The organism is Thermosynechococcus sp. (assembly GCF_046299635.1).
In the GTDB taxonomy this organism is placed as follows: domain Bacteria; phylum Cyanobacteriota; class Cyanobacteriia; order Thermosynechococcales; family Thermosynechococcaceae; genus Thermosynechococcus.
In genome coordinates this window covers 1-17,752 of the sequence record NZ_JBKBHV010000014.1, presented here as the reverse complement: position 1 = coordinate 17,752, position 17,752 = coordinate 1, and the positions used below count along the sequence as shown (strand labels likewise).

Annotated in this window: 18 protein-coding genes; 11 read left to right on the top strand and 7 right to left on the bottom strand. The window is 54.4% G+C overall.

Features of this window, described 5'->3' with window-relative positions:
- Positions 1 to 117: 117 nt before the first annotated feature.
- Both eno and rsmA read left to right on the top strand, forming a co-directional pair.
- Positions 118 to 1,398, top strand: a complete 1,281-nt coding sequence (gene eno / locus ACK4IR_RS07305) for a phosphopyruvate hydratase (protein ID WP_409873729.1) — start codon at positions 118 to 120, stop codon at positions 1,396 to 1,398.
- The gene (gene rsmA / locus ACK4IR_RS07300) at positions 1,399 to 2,238 is read left to right on the top strand and encodes a 16S rRNA (adenine(1518)-N(6)/adenine(1519)-N(6))-dimethyltransferase RsmA (protein WP_409873728.1); all 840 of its coding nucleotides are present in this window, start codon (positions 1,399 to 1,401) and stop codon (positions 2,236 to 2,238) included. It abuts the gene before it with no gap.
- Here the strand turns inward: rsmA and ACK4IR_RS07295 are convergent.
- From ACK4IR_RS07295 to ACK4IR_RS07265, 7 genes are all read right to left on the bottom strand, one after another.
- Positions 2,173 to 2,961 (bottom strand): E3 ubiquitin ligase family protein, encoded by a 789-nt coding sequence (locus ACK4IR_RS07295; RefSeq protein WP_409873727.1) that lies wholly within the window; start codon positions 2,959 to 2,961, stop codon positions 2,173 to 2,175. The genes rsmA and ACK4IR_RS07295 overlap by 66 nt on opposite strands.
- A gap of 58 nt (positions 2,962 to 3,019) precedes the next feature.
- Positions 3,020 to 4,030: a biotin synthase BioB gene (bioB, locus tag ACK4IR_RS07290; RefSeq protein ID WP_409873726.1), complete on the bottom strand. Its 1,011-nt coding sequence runs from the start codon at positions 4,028 to 4,030 to the stop codon at positions 3,020 to 3,022.
- 9 nt (positions 4,031 to 4,039) lie between these two features.
- The gene (pheT, locus tag ACK4IR_RS07285; protein ID WP_409873725.1) at positions 4,040 to 6,505 is read right to left on the bottom strand and encodes a phenylalanine--tRNA ligase subunit beta; all 2,466 of its coding nucleotides are present in this window, start codon (positions 6,503 to 6,505) and stop codon (positions 4,040 to 4,042) included.
- A gap of 35 nt (positions 6,506 to 6,540) precedes the next feature.
- A complete protein-coding gene (locus tag ACK4IR_RS07280) occupies positions 6,541 to 7,188 on the bottom strand; it encodes a ribonuclease HII (RefSeq protein WP_409873724.1) in 648 nt (215 codons plus the stop codon).
- Positions 7,189 to 7,190: 2 nt separating this feature from the next.
- The gene (locus ACK4IR_RS07275) at positions 7,191 to 8,570 is read right to left on the bottom strand and encodes a UDP-glucose dehydrogenase family protein (RefSeq protein ID WP_409873723.1); all 1,380 of its coding nucleotides are present in this window, start codon (positions 8,568 to 8,570) and stop codon (positions 7,191 to 7,193) included.
- A 12-nt stretch (positions 8,571 to 8,582) separates the two neighbouring features.
- Positions 8,583 to 9,539 carry a UDP-glucuronic acid decarboxylase family protein gene (locus ACK4IR_RS07270; RefSeq protein ID WP_409873760.1) on the bottom strand — a complete coding sequence of 319 codons (957 nt, stop codon included), beginning with the start codon at positions 9,537 to 9,539 and terminating at the stop codon, positions 8,583 to 8,585.
- Between the two features lie 88 nt (positions 9,540 to 9,627).
- Complete coding sequence (locus tag ACK4IR_RS07265) at positions 9,628 to 10,941, bottom strand: dihydroorotase (RefSeq protein WP_409873722.1); 1,314 nt, start codon at positions 10,939 to 10,941, stop codon at positions 9,628 to 9,630.
- Positions 10,942 to 11,132: 191 nt separating this feature from the next.
- On the opposite strand from ACK4IR_RS07265, the gene nuoH reads away from it, so the two are divergent.
- The 9 genes from nuoH to ACK4IR_RS07220 all read left to right on the top strand — a co-directional run.
- Positions 11,133 to 12,251 (top strand): NADH-quinone oxidoreductase subunit NuoH, encoded by a 1,119-nt coding sequence (gene nuoH / locus ACK4IR_RS07260; protein ID WP_409873721.1) that lies wholly within the window; start codon positions 11,133 to 11,135, stop codon positions 12,249 to 12,251.
- Between the two features lie 29 nt (positions 12,252 to 12,280).
- Entirely contained in the window at positions 12,281 to 12,880 is a 600-nt protein-coding gene (ndhI, locus tag ACK4IR_RS07255; protein WP_409873720.1) for an NAD(P)H-quinone oxidoreductase subunit I, read from the top strand.
- Between the two features lie 11 nt (positions 12,881 to 12,891).
- A complete protein-coding gene (locus ACK4IR_RS07250; protein ID WP_409873719.1) occupies positions 12,892 to 13,494 on the top strand; it encodes an NADH-quinone oxidoreductase subunit J in 603 nt (200 codons plus the stop codon).
- Between the two features lie 9 nt (positions 13,495 to 13,503).
- Positions 13,504 to 13,809, top strand: a complete 306-nt coding sequence (gene nuoK / locus ACK4IR_RS07245; protein WP_011056517.1) for an NADH-quinone oxidoreductase subunit NuoK — start codon at positions 13,504 to 13,506, stop codon at positions 13,807 to 13,809.
- Between the two features lie 75 nt (positions 13,810 to 13,884).
- Positions 13,885 to 15,054: an HhoA/HhoB/HtrA family serine endopeptidase gene (locus ACK4IR_RS07240; protein WP_409873718.1), complete on the top strand. Its 1,170-nt coding sequence runs from the start codon at positions 13,885 to 13,887 to the stop codon at positions 15,052 to 15,054.
- Position 15,055: 1 nt separating this feature from the next.
- The gene (locus tag ACK4IR_RS07235; RefSeq protein WP_409873717.1) at positions 15,056 to 16,069 is read left to right on the top strand and encodes a DUF3326 domain-containing protein; all 1,014 of its coding nucleotides are present in this window, start codon (positions 15,056 to 15,058) and stop codon (positions 16,067 to 16,069) included.
- A gap of 360 nt (positions 16,070 to 16,429) precedes the next feature.
- The gene (locus tag ACK4IR_RS07230) at positions 16,430 to 16,948 is read left to right on the top strand and encodes a hypothetical protein (protein WP_409873716.1); all 519 of its coding nucleotides are present in this window, start codon (positions 16,430 to 16,432) and stop codon (positions 16,946 to 16,948) included.
- A 7-nt stretch (positions 16,949 to 16,955) separates the two neighbouring features.
- Positions 16,956 to 17,357: a hypothetical protein gene (locus ACK4IR_RS07225; protein ID WP_409873715.1), complete on the top strand. Its 402-nt coding sequence runs from the start codon at positions 16,956 to 16,958 to the stop codon at positions 17,355 to 17,357.
- Between the two features lie 233 nt (positions 17,358 to 17,590).
- Positions 17,591 to 17,752: DUF2887 domain-containing protein (locus ACK4IR_RS07220; RefSeq protein ID WP_409873759.1), on the top strand; the 162-nt coding region annotated here is incomplete at its 3' end.

The window sequence follows — 17,752 nt, the reverse complement described above, 5'->3', positions numbered from 1 at the left end:
CTCTGGAACAAAAAAGGCTATCCAGTCTAGAACGCCTTTTGCTTAGGTCATCCTTAAGTAGTGGGGGTTTTCTTGGGCATCTATCGTACAATCTAGCTGCATATAGAGGATAAACAGATGATGGATACGGCGATCGCAACCATTCGTGCCCGCGAAATTCTCGACTCGCGGGGGCGCCCCACGGTAGAAGCAGAAGTCGAATTGGATTGTGGCGTTGTCGGCCTAGCCCAAGTCCCCAGCGGAGCCTCGACAGGGAGTTTTGAAGCCCATGAACTGCGGGACGGCGATCCCAAGCGCTACGGGGGCAAAGGCGTCCTCACAGCCGTCGAAAACATTGAAACCACAATTCTCAGTGCTCTCGTGGATCTCAACGCCCTAGATCAAACAGTAATAGATCAGTGCCTCCTAGAACTGGACGGCAGCGAGAATAAATCCAACCTCGGTGCCAATGCCATTCTGGCGGTTTCCCTTGCCACGGCCAAAGCCGCAGCCGAATATCTCGGTCAACCCCTCTACCGCTATTTGGGGGGACCTCTGGCCAATGTGCTGCCTGTACCGATGATGAATGTCATTAATGGCGGCGCCCATGCGGCCAATAACATTGACTTCCAAGAATTCATGATCATGCCCATTGGTGCTCCCAGTTTTCGGGAGGGACTGCGCTGGGGGGCAGAGGTTTTTGCCGCTTTGACTAAGGTGCTGGCCGATAAGGGGTTACTGACCGGTGTCGGGGATGAAGGGGGCTTTGCGCCTAACCTAGACTCCAACCAAGCAGCCTTGGATATTTTGCTTCAGGCCATTGAAACAGCAGGTTACACCCCCGGCACCGACATTGCCCTTGCTCTTGATGTTGCCGCCAATGAATTTTATGAAGACGGCAAATATGTGTTTGATAATGCCAGCCGCACCGGTTCTGAGTTAATCCGCTACTACGAAAATCTGGTGAGCAACTATCCCATCGTCTCCATTGAGGACGGGTTGCAGGAGGAGGACTGGGACAACTGGGCACTCCTGACGGAAACCCTTGGCGGACGCATTCAGCTGGTAGGGGATGACCTGTTTGTCACTAATCCCAAGCGCTTGCAACGGGGGATTGACAATGGCGTAGCCAATGCCATCTTGATTAAACTAAATCAGATTGGTTCCCTGACAGAAACGCTGCAAACGATTGATCTGGCCACCCGCAAGGGCTACCGCTCGGTGATTAGCCACCGCTCTGGTGAAACTGAAGATACCACGATTGCGGATCTGGCCGTGGCTACCCGTGCCGGCCAAATTAAGACGGGTTCCCTCTGCCGTAGCGAACGGGTTGCCAAGTACAATCGCCTCCTGCGCATTGAAGCGGAACTAGGGGATCAGGCAGTCTATGCACCCACGGTGGGCTTGGGGCCGCGCTAGGTGAGTCGTGCCCGCAAACGCTTTGGTCAGCATTGGCTGCGCAGTGAATCGGTTTTAGCTCAGATCATTGCAGCGGCTGAACTCCACGCGGGCGATCGCGTCCTAGAAATTGGTCCTGGTCGGGGCGCGCTGACCCAACCGCTTTTGGCCAGTGGTGCAGAGGTGGTGGCCGTTGAATTGGATCGCGATCTCTGCGGTCAGTTGCAACGCCAGTTTGGCGGTGAGCGGTTTCAGTTGATTGAGGGCGATATCCTGCGGCTAGACCTAGCGCCCTTGGAATGCAACAAGGTGGTGGCCAATATCCCCTACAACATTACAGGCCCCTTGCTGGGGCATCTGCTTGGCAGTATTGCTCGGCCGCGTCGGCCAGCCTTTGAGCGGTTGGTTTTGCTCGTACAAAAGGAGATTGGCGATCGCCTGATGGCGGTTCCCGGTAGCAAGGCCTACGGTGCTCTGTCGGTGCGGGTGCAATTTCTTGCCCGCTGTGAGAAGGTGTGTGCGGTGCCCCCCCGTGCCTTTCAGCCACCCCCTAAGGTGGATTCTGTGGTGATTTGTCTGCAACCCCACGCAACACTGCCAAAGGTGCGATCGCCCCAGTGGTTAGAAACGCTCCTAAAACAGGGGTTTGCCACCCGCCGTAAGATGCTGGCCAATGCCCTCAAGTCCCTTGCGGAGCCGGGGCAGGTGCGCCAAGCACTGCTTCAATTGGGGCGGGATGCCAATAGCCGTGCCGAAGCCCTCAGCCTCCAAGATTGGCTGACCCTCAGTGAGGTACTACAACAACGCCAGCAAAATCAACAAGACCCCCAACCCCCCACAGGCCGCAGCGCCAGTGGTTGAATAGAGCACGGCACGACTGGTGTCTTGACTCAGACTATCTTCTGGTTTCAGGGAAACAAAGAACTTTTGCCTCTTGGCAGTGGGACGTTCAATGCGCAGCGTGCCTGTTTGATCGCTGGCCATGCCCACCACCAACACCTGCCGATCCACGGGTGTAATCCATTCCTGATAGCGATAACCAATGGTATTCCCACTGCCAAAGGTGAGACTGCCGACATTCACCTGAAAGCTACCAAAGGCAAGGCGGGCAGTGTTATTGGCGGGTCGAAATTCATCGAGGACTTGGATCGTTTCAATGTCAGCCCCACGGGGATCCACTTCAATCTCGCCGTAGCGATCTCGCAGACGGAAGGGAATGGTCTGGCTATTGCTGCTAATGGTGGTGGAGCGACGCTCGGTACGCCAGCGGGTGTGGCCTTCACTATCGGTTTCAGACACATCTTCTTCGTATTCGCGACTAACACGCATGCGGTAGTGGACACAGGGCACTTGCTTCAGCGCGGAGATCAAGGGTTGATCCGCCACAATTTGGCCAGAGACCTTCACATATTCCCGCAGGCTGCCACTGCCAATTTCTTGAGCCACCTGCTGTTGGAGATAGTGGAGATCGGCTGTGGTGGATGACGTGGCTAGCTTGAGGCTACGGAGTTTCAGGCGATAGTGGCGCTGCACAAAAAAGAGGACAATCGCGACAATTAGCAAAAGGCCACCCAAAACGCCCATCGGAGACTCCGCAACAGTAGTGCCGCTATCCCCAGTTTAGCGATGGGAACCGTAGCTGTTATGGGGCGATCGCCCGTCCTTCGGGGTCTTCGAGGACAAAGCCGGCATCGGCAATCATTTGCCAATCTTGGTGGGGAGCTTGGCCAGGGGTCGTTAGATAATCGCCGACAAAAATGGAGTTGGCTGCATAGAGGCCAAGGGGTTGCAGCGATCGCAGATGCACTTCGCGGCCACCGGCAATGCGAATCTCTTGGCGCGGCAAGAGCAGACGAAAGAGCACGAGAATGCGTAAACAGTGGCGCGGATTCAGATGGTGCTGTTCGCCAAGGGGTGTCCCCGGAATTGGAATCAAAAAGTTCACCGGTACACTGGTCACCTGCCGTTGCCGCAGAGAAAGGGCAAGATCAATTACATCGTCATCGGATTCCCCCATGCCCAAAATGCCGCCGGAGCAGGTGGTAATGCCTGCCGCTTGAATATTGGCCAAAGTCTGGTCACGATCGCTAAAGGTGTGGGTGGTGCAAATTTCGCCGTGGAAGTTTTCCGACGTATTCAGGTTGTGATTGACCCGATCTACACCCACTGCCGCCAGCCGTTGTGTTTGTTCAGCGGTGAGTAGGCCCAAGCAGGCACAGATTTTCAGGGGATAGCGTTCCTTAACCGCCCGAATCGCAGCAAGCACCTGCTCAAAAACCTTTTCATTGGGCGATCGCCCAGAAATCACCATGCAAAACGTTGCGGCCTTGAGTTGGGCGGCGCGATCGGCTGCTGCTAGAATTTTTTCCTGGGAGAGCAGGGGATACTTTTCAATCTCAGCGGTGGAGATTTTCGATTGGGAGCAGTAGTGGCAATCCTCTGGACACAGGCCACTTTGGGCATTGAGGAGATAGTGCAGCCGTACGCGATTGCCCCAGTAGTGATAGCGCACCCGATAGGCCGCCGCCAGTTGATTCAGAAGTTCGGTATCCGGGGCTTGTAACACGGCTCGCGCTTGATCGCGGCTGAGGCATTCATCGGCAAGGGCTAAATCGGCAAGGCACTGCCAATCAGTCGTCAACACTGTGCTCATGGGTCTTTCTTAGCTACGGAGCGTAACAGCATATTTTTCCACAAGGCTATCGCGAATGCGCTGATGTAATTCATTCACCTCGGCCTCGGTGAGGGTGCGATCGCTGGCGCGGTACGTCAGGCGAAAGGCCAAACTGCGCTGCCCTTGGGGGACACCCGTGCCACTGTACTCATCAAAGACCTCGACGCTCTCAAGGAGGGAGTCGCGCCCACCGGCGGCTTTCCAAATGGTGCGGCTGAGTTCCGCCACTGTCAGATCCGCCGGCGCAAAGAAGGCGAGGTCGCGATCGCTGGCGGGATAGGTTGAAAAGGGCTGAAAAGTGATTTGGCGATACCGTTCCTCAAGGCGACTCAGGAGTACCTCCAGATCCAGTTCAAAGACATAGACCGCCGCCGGCAGGTCGAGGGTCGCCGCATACTGCGGGTGTAGCTGGCCAAAAATACCAAGTCGTTCTCCATTCAAACAAAGAGCTGCCGTTCGCCCCGGGTGCAAGCGTTCCTCTTGGCGATCGCTCTGATATTCCACCGGTAAACCAAACCGCTGAAAGACACTCTCCAGAATCCCCTTGGCTTCATACCACGTTAGGGGTTGGGCTTGCTGAGAGCGGCGCACCCATTTGCCTTGCCACGGATCGCCCCCAATGATGCCCCCAAGGCGATCGCTCTCCCACAGACCCTCCTCATCTTGACCAAAAACACGACCAATTTCAAAGCCATTGAGGGGCGGATTCCCCTGTTCTTGGTTGTAGCGGAAGGCTTGCACCAGCCCAGTGATTAGATCTGTACGCAGTGAAGAAAACTCAGCCACCAGCGGATTCACCACTGTCACTTGGTTGGGCTGACCACCTTTTACCCAAGAATAGTGCATTAATTCCGTCAGACCCGCACCGCGAAAGGCCGCCCGTAGCTCCCGCAGTAGGGTGAGTTCCAACGGTAGTGCCCCCAATTCTGCTTGCGCTGGCAAGGTCTCCTCAAAGCGATCGTAACCGTAGAGCCGTGCAATCTCCTCAATGAGATCGACCTCTCGCTCAATATCGCGGAAGCGGTAGGGGGGTACCGTCACCGACCATATCACTAACTCGTCCTCGAAGGTGTCTTGACGACGGAGGTGAAAACCCAAGCGGCTCAGTAGCGCTTCAACGGTCTCTGCATCTAAATAGGCGAGTTCGTCGCTCTCCTCTTCATCTGAAACCACGGCTCCCAAAAGGCGATGCACTTGTTCCAGTCGCAGGGTGAGGGTGCGTTCGAGGGGTGGACGCCGATCCACCAAGGTGGTGTAGGTAACTGTCCCTTGGGCTACTTCGGTTAATAGGGCGATCGCCTCGGCAGTGGCGGCCTCTAGTTCTGCGGGGTTCACCCCCCGTTCATAGCGAGCCGAAGCCTCCGTGCGTAATCCTTGGGCACGAGCCGATCGCCGGATGACGGGGCTGGCAAAGAGTGCCGCCTCAAGGAACACATTCTGCGTACCCTCGTGAACCTCCGTCTCTTCGCCCCCCATGACTCCAGCAAGGGCAACAGGTACATCGCCGGCGGTAATTAGAAGATTGTCGGAACTCAGCACCCGCTCTTCACCATCGAGGGTTTTCAGAGTTTCTCCCGCCTTGGCAAAGCGCACACCGATACTAATGGGGGGTTGGGCAGCAACTCTTTGTAGGCGATCCCAATCAAAGGCATGGAGGGGCTGACCCCACTGCAGCAGAATGTAGTTGGTAATGTCCACTACATTGTTAATGGCACGCAAACCGGCAGCCTCTAAACGTTGTTGGATCCAGCGGGGGGAAGGGGCAATCTGAACATTGGCAATCAGCGTGCCACAATAGGCAGGACAGGCCTGAGGGTCGGCGATCGCCAGCTGTACAGGCGCCTTAGCACGGGACTTTTTCGGAGCGATCGCCTTTGGGGTGGGGAGTGTCAGAGGGGCACCGGTGAGTGCCGCCACTTCGCGGGCAATACCCACCATACTCAGAGCATCGGCACGATTAGCGGTTGAGGTGAGGTGCAAAATGACATCATCCAAGCCGAGAAGGGGACGTACATCTTCCCCCACCGTCACCCCATCAGCAAATGTGTGAATGCCCTCGGACTCTTTGGTTAGACCCAATTCAGCAAGGGAGCAGATCATGCCCTCGGACTTCACACCCCGCAGTTTTGCCGGTCGAATTTTCAGATCAATTTTTGCCAGATATGCCCCCGGCAGTGCTACGGGCACATACAAACCGGCTGCCGCATTGGGTGCCCCACAGACAATCGTGCGCGGTTCCCCTTGACCCACATCCACTTGGCAGACCCGTAATTTTTGGGCATTGGGATGAGGTTCACAGGCCAAAATATGACCCACCACAACCCCTTGAGCCCATGTGCGCCGATCTTCAATTTCTTCCACTTCAAACCCCGCCATCGTCAAGCGATCGGCCAAAGTCGTCACATCCAGATCAACGGCCACCAATTCCCGTAGCCAGCGAAGGGAAACCCGCATGGAATCCTCGAAAAAACGTCATACTTTGCCATTTTTCAGCCTACTCTCCTGTGATGGCATTGCACAAGTGAGTCGGGATGCAGCAAGGATTTTAGGAAGGATCGCCGATGCCAAGGGGTCAGACCATACTGGATAAGGGCTTGACGGTGTTGGGGAGTGCCATAGCCTGCATTGCGTTCCCAGCCGTACTGAGGATAGCGACGCGCTAAGCGTGCCATGAAGCGATCGCGCCACACCTTGGCAATAATCGAGGCACAGGCAATAGTGTAGCTGTGGCGATCGCCCCCGATAATAGCTGTTGCCCTTTCCAAGGGCGCCGTTTTCGTTAGCTTGCCGTCAATCAGGGCATGATCCCAAGGGGCGACCTGCGCCAAGGCTCGCGCCATTGCTCGATAGGTGGCTTGCAGGATATTCACCTGATCAATTTCCGCCACACTGGCACTGCCAATGCCAATGGCGATCGCTTGCTGCCAAATCTGGAGAAAGAGGCGCGATCGCTGGCGGGCACTCAACTGTTTGGAATCCTGCACCTCCGGAAGGGGCACACAGTCCACCGGCAAAATCACCGCTGCCGCTACCACCGGCCCTGCCAAGCAACCCCGACCCACTTCATCCACGCCGACAATACGGCAGTACCCCTGCCGCCAGTAGATCTGCTCATAGACCAAGCCGGGCGGTTCCATGCCTAGTGGCCAATGCCTACGTAGCGGAAGCCCAATGTCTCTAGCTGCTGGCGGTTCAAGAAGTTGCGACCGTCAATGATTACAGGTTGATGCATCTTCTGTACCAATGCCCCATAATCCACCTCTTGGAACTGCGGCCAGTCCGTCACCAGCACCAGCGCATCACAGCCATCAGCAAGGTGCAGCAGATCCGTTTCCACAATCACATGGGAGAGACCCGATCGCAACCCCGACTGGGACACAAGGGGGTCATAGGCTTTGACCTTGGCACCTAGGCGATGCAGTTCCTCAATCAGATCGAGGGCAGGGGCATCCCGCAGATCATCGGTGTTGGGCTTAAACGTTAATCCCAAAAGGCCAATGGTCTTACCCTTGAGGATTTTTAGCACCTGTTGCAGTTTTTCAATGACAACAAAGCGTTGCCGCTGGTTGACCTGAACGGCTGCTTTGAGCAACTGGGCATCGTAGCCGTAGTCCCCAGCGGTGTGGATTAAGGCCGAAACATCCTTGGGAAAACAGGACCCCCCCCAGCCCAAGCCCGCTTGGAGAAACTTCTCGCCAATGCGCGAATCTAAGCCGATGCCCTTGGCCACTTGCACCACATCGGCACCGACGCGATCGCAAATATTGGCAATTTCGTTAATAAAGCTGATTTTAGTGGCCAAAAAGGCATTAGCAGCGTACTTAATCATTTCTGCCGAACTGAGATCCGTCACCAACACCGGCACAGGGGGCAAGGTGGGATCGGCCGCATACTTGCGCTCAATGATTGGTGCATACAGTTCCTGCATGATTTGAATGGCCTTGCGGCTACTGCTGCCCAAAACAATGCGATCGGGATTAAACGTGTCATAGACCGCTGAACCTTCTCGTAGAAATTCAGGATTACTGACCACATCAAAATCCAACGGTGGATGGGTTGCCCCCGCTTTAATGGCATCGGCCAAATCCGGTTCTCGCTCCACCACACCATCGAGAATGATCATCCGCACCCAGTCCCCTGAGCCTATGGGCACCGTGGATTTATTCACGATCACCTTGTACCCCAAATCCAAATGGGCACCAATGCCCCGTGCAACCGCTTCCACATAGCGGGTATCCGTTTCGCCATTAGGCAGTGCAGGCGTGCCGACCGCAATAAAGAGCACCTCACCAAACTGCACCCCGGCGCCCAGATCACTGCTGAAGTGAATGTGACCACCGGCAATGGTACTGCGAAGCAGCTCGGTCAGACCGGGTTCATAAATCGGGGATTCCCCCCGTTGCAGCAGTTTAACTTTATCAATGTTGTTGTCAATGCACAGCACCTCATGGCCAATATGCGCCAAGCACACCCCTGTGACTAACCCCACATAGCCGGTGCCGATCACGCAAACCCGCATTCTCTATTCTCCCTAAACTTCCACCATCATCGGGGTATAGGACACACCCAGCCGCTCCGCAAAGTCTGGAATCGTCCGCTGAAGCCCCTCTAAAAGAGGTACGGTCGGTTGCCAGTTCAAAACTGTGCGGGCAACAGTAATGTCGGGACGACGGCGCTGCGGGTCATCACTGGGCAGGGGCTTAAACTGGATTTCCACCCCCGGATTGATCAGGGCTTGGATTTTTTGGGCTAGCTCCAACACCGTGTACTCATCGGGGTTGCCCAGATTCACCGGGCCGATGTAGTCGCTATTCATCAGCCGAATCAAGCCTTCCACCAAATCGCTGACATAGCAGAAACTGCGGGTTTGCGAGCCATCCCCATAGACGGTAAGGGGCATGCCCTGCAAGGCTTGGACAATAAAATTGCTGACCACTCGGCCATCATTGATTTGCATTTTCGGGCCATAGGTATTAAAAATCCGTGCCACCCGAACATCCACATTATTTTGGCGGTGGTAGTCAAAGGTGAGGGTCTCTGCTACCCGCTTGCCTTCGTCGTAGCAGGAGCGGATGCCAATGGGGTTGACATTCCCCCAGTAGGACTCAGATTGGGGATGCACCAACGGGTCACCATAGACTTCTGAGGTGGAAGCAAGGAGAAACCGTGCCTTGACACGTTTGGCCAACCCCAGCATGTGGAGGGTACCCATGACATTGGTTTTAATGGTTTTGACGGGGTTGTACTGGTAGTGAACGGGGGAGGCGGGGCAGGCTAGGTGATAGATTTGATCCACCTCAAGGCGAATAGGGTCGGTGACATCATGGCGAATCAGTTCAAAATTGGGATGCCCCACCCAGCGCAGAACGTTCCGCTTTGTCCCCGTGAAGTAATTGTCTAGGCAAATGACCTCATGACCTGCCTCCATTAGCCGATCAACCAGATGGGAACCAATAAAGCCGGCACCGCCCGTCACCAGAATACGCATTGTTGTGCTTAACATACGCTATATCTCTGCCTCAGATTAGCACAAGTCGTTGGGAGGCTAGCACTTTCCGATTTCAGCGGGCGATCGCCTAGTCCCAGCTAAACTTCAGCGCACGTCCGCGCACGGTGGGATTCACCCGCCCTTGGCTAAAAACGATCTCCCCATTCACAAAGGTGTACACCGGCCACCCCGTCAATGACCAGCCCTCAAAGGGACTCCAGCCACACTTAGTCAGCAATTCCTCACGGCGTACGGGGCGATAGGTCTGCAAATCCACAAGAACAAGGTCAGCATCGTAACCGGGGGCAATTTCCCCTTTATTGGGAATGGCGTAGGCCGCAGCAACAGCAGTGGACATCCACCGCACCACTTGGGGCACCGTACAGCGGCCTGCCATGGCTTGGGTCAACATCAGCGGCAAGGCGGTTTCCACCCCCGGCATACCCGAAGGGCTGTGGGGATAAGGTTGGGCTTTTTCCTCTAGGGTGTGGGGGGCATGATCGGTGGCAATACAATCAATCACTCCATCCAAGAGTCCCTGCCAGAGTTTGGCATTGTCCTCTACGGTGCGCAGGGGCGGGTTCATCTGGGCAAGGGAGCCAATTTTGGCGTAGGCCTCTGTGGTCAAAAACAGATGCTGAGGGGTGACTTCCACCGTGACCCAAGGGAGCTTGTGCTGGCGCAGAAAGTCCACTTCAATGCCTGTGGAAAGGTGGAGAATATGCAGGCGGCGTTCGTATTTGGCCGACAGCTGAATTGCGAGCCGGGTGGCGTTAAGGGCAGCAATCTCATCTTGGATCTGCGAGTGGACGGCCACATCGCTAATGCCGGCAAATTGTTTGCGACGGGCACGGATGCGTCCCTGATCTTCGGCATGGACAGCAATGAGGCGTTTTCCCTCCCTAAAAATGCGGTCTAAAATCGGCTCTTCATCAACCAGTAGAGGCCCGTGCATTGACCCCATGAAAATTTTGATGCCACAGACGGGGTGAACGGTGTTGAGAACGGCAAGATTATCCTTAGTGGCGCCAATAAAAAAGCCGTAGTTAACCACACACTTGGCAGCGGCACGGGCGAGTTTATCGTCTAAGGTGGCTTGGTCAATCGTTGGCGGACGGGTATTGGGCATTTCCAAAAAGCTGGTGACTCCCCCCTTGGCACAGGCACAACTGGCGGTAAAAAGATCCTCTTTGTGCTCTAATCCCGGTTCCCGAAAATGCACTTGGGGGTCAATCACACCCGGTAGGAGGGTTAAGCCTGTGGCGTCAATCACGGTATCGCCGGGATTCACGGTGACGGTCTCTGCCACTTCTGTAATGCGATCGCCCTCAAGGCGTACCTGTTGCCGGCGCAGTTCCCCCTCTGGGGTACAAATCACCGCATTTTGAATTGCGATCGCCACCCTGTTCTCCTTAAAAAATTGGCTATCTGCCTTGATCCTACTGACATCTCAGACCCAAAGGGAGGAGATTACAAACTATAAACATCTGTAATACCTGTGGTGATAAAATTTGCCCCCAGATCTATCCTCGCAACGGAAATAAAACCTTTATACTGTAGAGCGTGTCTGTCGCTGGGGCGCGTCGAATCGCTATGGAATCCGGTATTGACCTACAGGGGCAATTCATTGGCGCATTGGAATCCTTGGGTCTCTCCCACGATGTGGCCAAACTGCTATGGCTCCCTCTGCCAATGTTAATGATGCTAATTGTGGCTACCGTGGGCGTACTGGTGGCCGTTTGGCTGGAACGGAAAATTTCTGCGGCAGTGCAACAGCGCATTGGTCCAGAATACATTGGTCCATTGGGGATTTTGGCGCCCTTGGCCGACGGCCTCAAACTGATTTTTAAGGAAGATGTTCTGCCGGCGAATAGCGATCGCTGGCTGTTTACCCTTGGCCCGGCGGTAGTGGTCATTCCCGTCTTTTTGTCCTACATCATTGTCCCCTTTGGCCAAGACCTGCTCATTTCCAACTTGGCGATGGGGGTCTTTCTCTGGATTGCCCTTTCCAGCATTGCCCCCATTGGCCTGCTGATGTCAGGTTATGCCTCCAACAACAAGTACTCCCTACTGGGGGGACTGCGGGCAGCCGCCCAATCCATTAGCTATGAGATTCCCCTAGCTCTGGCGGTGTTGGCAGTGGCCATGATGTCCAATGGTCTAAGCACGGTGGACATTGTCGAGCAGCAGTCAGAGTACGGCATCCTCAGTTGGAACGTCTGGCGGCAGCCCATCGGCTTTTTAATCTTTTGGATTGCGGCTTTGGCGGAGTGCGAGCGCCTGCCCTTTGACCTGCCGGAAGCTGAGGAGGAACTTGTGGCGGGCTACCAAACGGAGTACGCCGGCATGAAGTTTGCCCTCTTCTATCTTGGAGCCTATGTCAACCTTGTGCTTTCGGCGCTCTTGGTGAGTGTTCTCTACTTCGGGGGCTGGAGCTTCCCCATTCCCCTAGAAACCATTGCCCATTTCCTTGGCATTCCCGAGACCAATCCCGTTTTGCAGATTGCCTTTGCGGTGCTGGGCATCACGATGACGCTGATTAAGGCCTACTTCTTCGTCTTTTTGGCAATTCTGCTGCGCTGGACCGTTCCCCGTGTGCGCATTGACCAACTCCTAGACTTAGGTTGGAAGTTCCTGCTGCCGGTGGGTTTGGTGAACTTGCTGCTGACCGCCGGCTTAAAGCTTGCCTTTCCTGTCGCCTTTGGCGGCTAAGAAACTCCCCATTCCCATGAGGTGACACGATGAAATTCCTCAAGCAGATTACCGACTATGCCAAAGAGGCAGTACAATCTGCCAAGTACATTGGTCAAGGGCTATCGGTGACCTTTGACCACATGCGGCGACGACCCATCACCGTGCAGTATCCCTACGAAAAACTGATTCCTTCAGAACGATTTCGGGGACGAATTCACTTTGAGTTTGATAAGTGCATTGCCTGTGAAGTGTGTGTGCGGGTCTGTCCTATTAATTTGCCCGTAGTGGATTGGGTCTTCAACAAAGAGATCAAAAAGAAAGAACTCAAGCACTACAGCATTGACTTTGGGGTGTGCATCTTCTGTGCCAACTGTGTCGAGTACTGCCCTACGAATTGCCTCTCGGTAACAGAGGAGTACGAATTGGCTACCTACGATCGCCATGAGTTGAATTACGACAGTGTGGCGATGGGACGCATTCCCTACAAAGTCACCCAAGACCCAATGGTGACCCCGATCCGTGAGTTTGCCTATCTGCCGGCAGGGGTGATGTCGGGTCATGATTTGCCTGCGGGTGCCCAACGGGCGGGAGCGCGTCCAGAGGCGATCGCCAACGGCACTATGCCATCTGAAACATCTGAGAACTAGGAGTTGTTGCTGTGGACTTAGCCACCCTGACCCAAACAATTACCTTCTTTGCCCTCGCGGGTGCAGTGATCGCTGCTGCCCTTGGCGTTGTGCTCCTAAACAATGTTGTCTATTCTGCCTTCTTGCTGGGGGGCGTGTTCCTGAGCATCTCTGGGCTGTATATCCTCATGAATGCTGACTTTGTTTCCGCGGCACAAATTCTCATCTATGTAGGCGCGGTGAATGTTCTCATTCTGTTTGCAATCATGCTGGTCAACAAGCGGGAGGCCTATACGCCGGTGCCGGGGCGTTGGCTGCGTCAGGGGGGTGCTGCGGTGGTCTCCCTTGGGGTCTTTGCTCTGCTGACAAAAATGATTTTGCAAACCCCTTGGCAACTCAGTTCCCTGCCTCCTACGACTGACAGCATTACCACCATTGGTCAGCACTTTTTCAGCGATTTTCTCTTGCCCTTTGAATTGGCCTCGGTCTTGCTGCTGATGGCCTTGATTGGAGCCGTGGTGCTCGCTCGCCGTGAACTAGTCTTGGAACCTGAACCTATCTTAGGGGAAGAGGTAGTCCCCCCCTTGGAGTTACCGGAGCGTCCGCGTGAACCTGTGGCTTTGTCTGAAAAATAGGGGAAGACGATGCAGTTAACCTATGTTTTGATCTTGGCAGCCCTGCTATTTTGTATTGGTATTTATGGCTTGGTTACCAGTCGCAACGCTGTGCGTGTGCTCATGTCCATTGAGTTGCTTTTGAATGCTGTCAACCTCAACCTAATCGGCTTTGCCAACTATCTGGATGGCCAGCAAATTAAGGGACAAGTTTTTGCTGTGTTTGTGATTACTGTGGCAGCGGCAGAAGCAGCCGTGGGTTTAGCGATTATTTTGGCCATCTATCGCAACCGCGACACTGTTGATATGGAGAAATTCAACCTCCTGAAGTGGTAGGCTAGAAGCTGGAACTTGCTTCCCTCAACTGCCGTCTCTTTTCAAGAACCAGTGTCAGCAAAAGGGCAATCACCTATGACAGTGCGTCTTGGTAAATCGCTCACTTATCTGTCGTTAATGGCATTGGGGGCAGCCGCTGCAATGTTTACCACCCACTTGATGCCAGCGTCAACGCCCTTGGTGACCCCCAGCTTGGCACAGCTACCGGCACCGCTACCGGCGGGAAATGACATTAACTTTATTGCCCGTGCTGTTGAACAAGTAGGATCTGCGGTGGTGCGGATTGATGCTTCGCGGACGGTGCAGACTCGTGTGCCAGCTATCTTTAATGACCCTTTCTTTCAGGAATTTTTTGGGCCAATGATGCCTCCCCCCAGTCGCGAGGAACGGGGGTTGGGATCGGGTTTTATTATTAGCAGTGATGGCTTGATCCTCACCAATGCCCACGTGGTGGATGGTGCAAACCGAGTGCGAGTAACCCTCAAGGATGGCCGCACGTTTGAGGGTCAAGTTCTCGGTCAAGATCGTCTGACTGATGTGGCCGTAGTCAAGGTGAATGCCAACAATTTACCGGTGGTGCGCCTCGGTAATTCTGATAATTTACGCCCCGGTGAGTGGGCGATCGCCATCGGTAACCCCCTGGGTCTGGATAATACAGTGACGGCGGGAATTATTAGTGCCACCGGCCGCTCCAGCGGCGATATTGGTGTGCCCGATAAGCGGGTTGGTTTCATTCAAACCGATGCAGCCATTAACCCCGGTAACTCTGGTGGCCCGCTATTAAACCAGCGGGGGGAGGTTATCGGCATGAACACTGCTATTATTGGCGGCGCTCAAGGGTTAGGGTTTGCAATTCCCATTAACACAGCGCAGCGGATTGCCAAGCAACTGATTGCCAATGGTCGCGTGGATCACCCCTTCCTCGGCATTCGCATGGCCACTCTCAGTCCTGAAATGCAGCAACGCCTCAATGCCAATCCCAGTAGCCCGATCCGCCTTCAAGACAGTGTGGGGGTGGTGATTGTTCAGGTTCTTCCTAATTCACCCGCAGCCCGTGCCGGTTTGCAAGCGGGGGATGTGATCCGTCGCATCAATGGCCAAAACATCACCAAAGCAGATCAAGTGCAGCAAATGGTGGAAAGCACAGGTATTGGTCGCACAATGCAACTGGAAGTCAGCCGCAACGGTCAAGCCCTAACTGTGGCCGTACAGCCGGCTCCCCTCCCTGCCCAAGCTAGTCGCTGACGTGCTGACTGTAGTTCTAATCATTCCAACGGGGATTGGGGCTGCCATTGGTGGCTATGCGGGTGATGCAATTCCCGTAGTTCGTGCCTTGGCGCAGGTGTGCGATCGCCTGATTACCCATCCCAATGTTCTCAATGGGGCAATGCTCTACTGGCCGCTGTCCAATGTTTGGTACGTGGAAGGCTATGCTTTGGATGAATTTGCCCTTGGCCGTTGGGGATTGCTGCCACCGCGTCTGAATCGTATTGGCCTGATACTAGATGCGGCTATTGAACCGGAGCTACAACTTCGCCATCGCCAAGCAGCGGCGGCCTGTTCTACTACCTTAGGTCTAATGATTACCGAACCTGTTGTTACCGATGAACCCTTGGGGGTGCAGTTACAAACCGCTGTCTCTGGAGCCACGTGGGGAACTGTGGCAAACCCCGGCAGTTTATTGCGAGCAGCAGAAAAGCTAATTCAAGCAGCCAAGGCAGAGGCGATCGCGATTGTCACCCGCTTTCCCGACAATCCGGGGACAGAGGCATTGCAGCACTATCGCCGTGGTCAAGGTGTAGATCCTCTGGCGGGGGCAGAAGCGGTCATCAGCCATTTGGTTGTTCGGCACTTTCAGATTCCGGCAGCCCATGCCCCAGCCCTGCAACCATTACCCCTCGATGAGACGGTGCATCCCCGCGCCCTTGCTGAGGAAATCGGCTATACCTTTTTACCCTCTGTGCTGGTGGGACTAAGCCGCGCTCCTCGCTACACGCAGGCGGATCAATCGGCAGTGTGGTCCCAGGGGGTGGATGCCGTCATTGTTCCTGCTAGTGCTCTTGGTGGACGAGGGATTCTGGCCTTTGCCCATCAGGGTGTTCCTATCCTAACGGTAGCCAACAATACCACGACCCTGAATGTAACTGGCGCAGCGTTAGGAATAGAGACGATTCCTTGCCAGTCCTATGCCGAAGCCATTGGCGTGCTGAGTGCGATGAAGGCAGGCGTGTCCTGGCAGAGCGTGACAAGCGCAACCTAAAAAATTTTTGCTGCCTATGCATATCCGGCGTATCGCCAAAGGAGAATTTAATATAAATGAGGCGCGAGTCGAGAGGCTGGCTGATGAACGTAACCTTTGACCTCCAAAGCCGCATCCAGTCCTAATCTATGTGAACTAAAGAAGATTAGTGAGTTTTTGCAGACGTTACCCGTGGACTTAAAGCAAAGAGACCTGATTAAGATTGCTAAAGAAGAGGGCTGGGAAGTTGGTCGTCACTCCTGCTATGCTAAACGGCAGGGGTATCCAACGGTGAAGTTGTGTGGTCATGGCAGCGATCCCTTAAACCCCCGAAGAGCACGGAATATTGTTGAGTGCTTGCTAAAACCTAGGCAAGACCGCTTGTTCAAAGAATTAGGGGAACTGGTCTGGCAAGCTGGTGGGGTTGCAGTTCATGGGGTTGATTCTGGGGAGAATGCCATTTCTCTATGGCAAGAGTTAGCGATCGCCAAAGGGCGTGTGAAAAAATTAGAAGCTGATTGTGAAGCCGCCCTTTCCCTTGCCGAGGAACAGGAACAGCGTAACCAGCAATTGCAGAGGGACAATAACCAACTGTGGGATGAACTTCTAGTAGCTGAAGGTAAACTTCGCAAATTGGAACTCTTTAAAGAAGAAACGATGAGAAATTTCCAAACTCAACTGGCGATCGTTCATGAGCAACAAGAGAAAGCACTGGCTGCTGTGGAAGCGATGGAGAAGGAATTAGCAGCTCAACGCGAACTCAACCGGCAATTGTTGGCAGTTCTGGCTAGACTGGTCAACTTTTGCAAAATCCTGCCCATTGGGTTTCGTGAGGTTGTCCTCAAACTTCTCGAACCCGTGCGCTTTCATCTCCAGACATTGGATCGTCCCCAAAGGTAGAAAAACGATGGAAACACCTACACCTGAACTCCCTGTCTCCCAGAAATTGCGGCAAACCTTCCAAGCTGCCAATGAAAACTATGCAGCCTTACTGAAAACATCCGTGTCATTGCTCTGTGATTATGAAGGGCACCTACGGGAGCAGTTGCACCGCCATCGCCCGGTGGTTCTCCGTCGCTGGACAAGGGCACGCATGCAAAAAGCGTTTCCCTCCTTTCAAGCGGCGAAGGCCTATTTTCGAGAACGCTATGGGATTACAGCGCGTGGATTTGACGAACTGGTGGTACGGGTCAATGCGGCGGAGGATGTGCTGGTTCACCTCGGCTATGCGGTGCGAGCTAATTCCCAGATTGCCCCTGAATCCACTGCGCTAGTCCCCAGAGCTGAATCTTCTGGGCAATTGCCTTGAGATGCTCTTCGCGGAGCAGATCTGAGACATACTCCCGCTGCTGCACAAATCCAACTGGCGTTTGCAGCTAAAGGTGCGATCGCTGAGCAGATCAATCATCACCTCTTGCTTGTTGTTCATTAAGGTACAAACCCGGAACCCTAGAGGTGACTCTTAACGAGCATGGCATCCTATGCTAGGGGGCAGGGGGATAAAATTTGAATTTGATTTGGGGCGATCGCTCCGTCTAGCCCATGCGTCGGGATTCCCTCTTTTATCAACTCTTTGCCCAGTTGCCCCAGACCTTCTTTGACCTCCTTGGCATTGATAGTGCTGAAGGCTATCGCTTTGACTCCATTGAACTCAAAGAAACCGCCTTTCGCATTGATGGCGTCTTTGTACCCCCTGACTCCTCA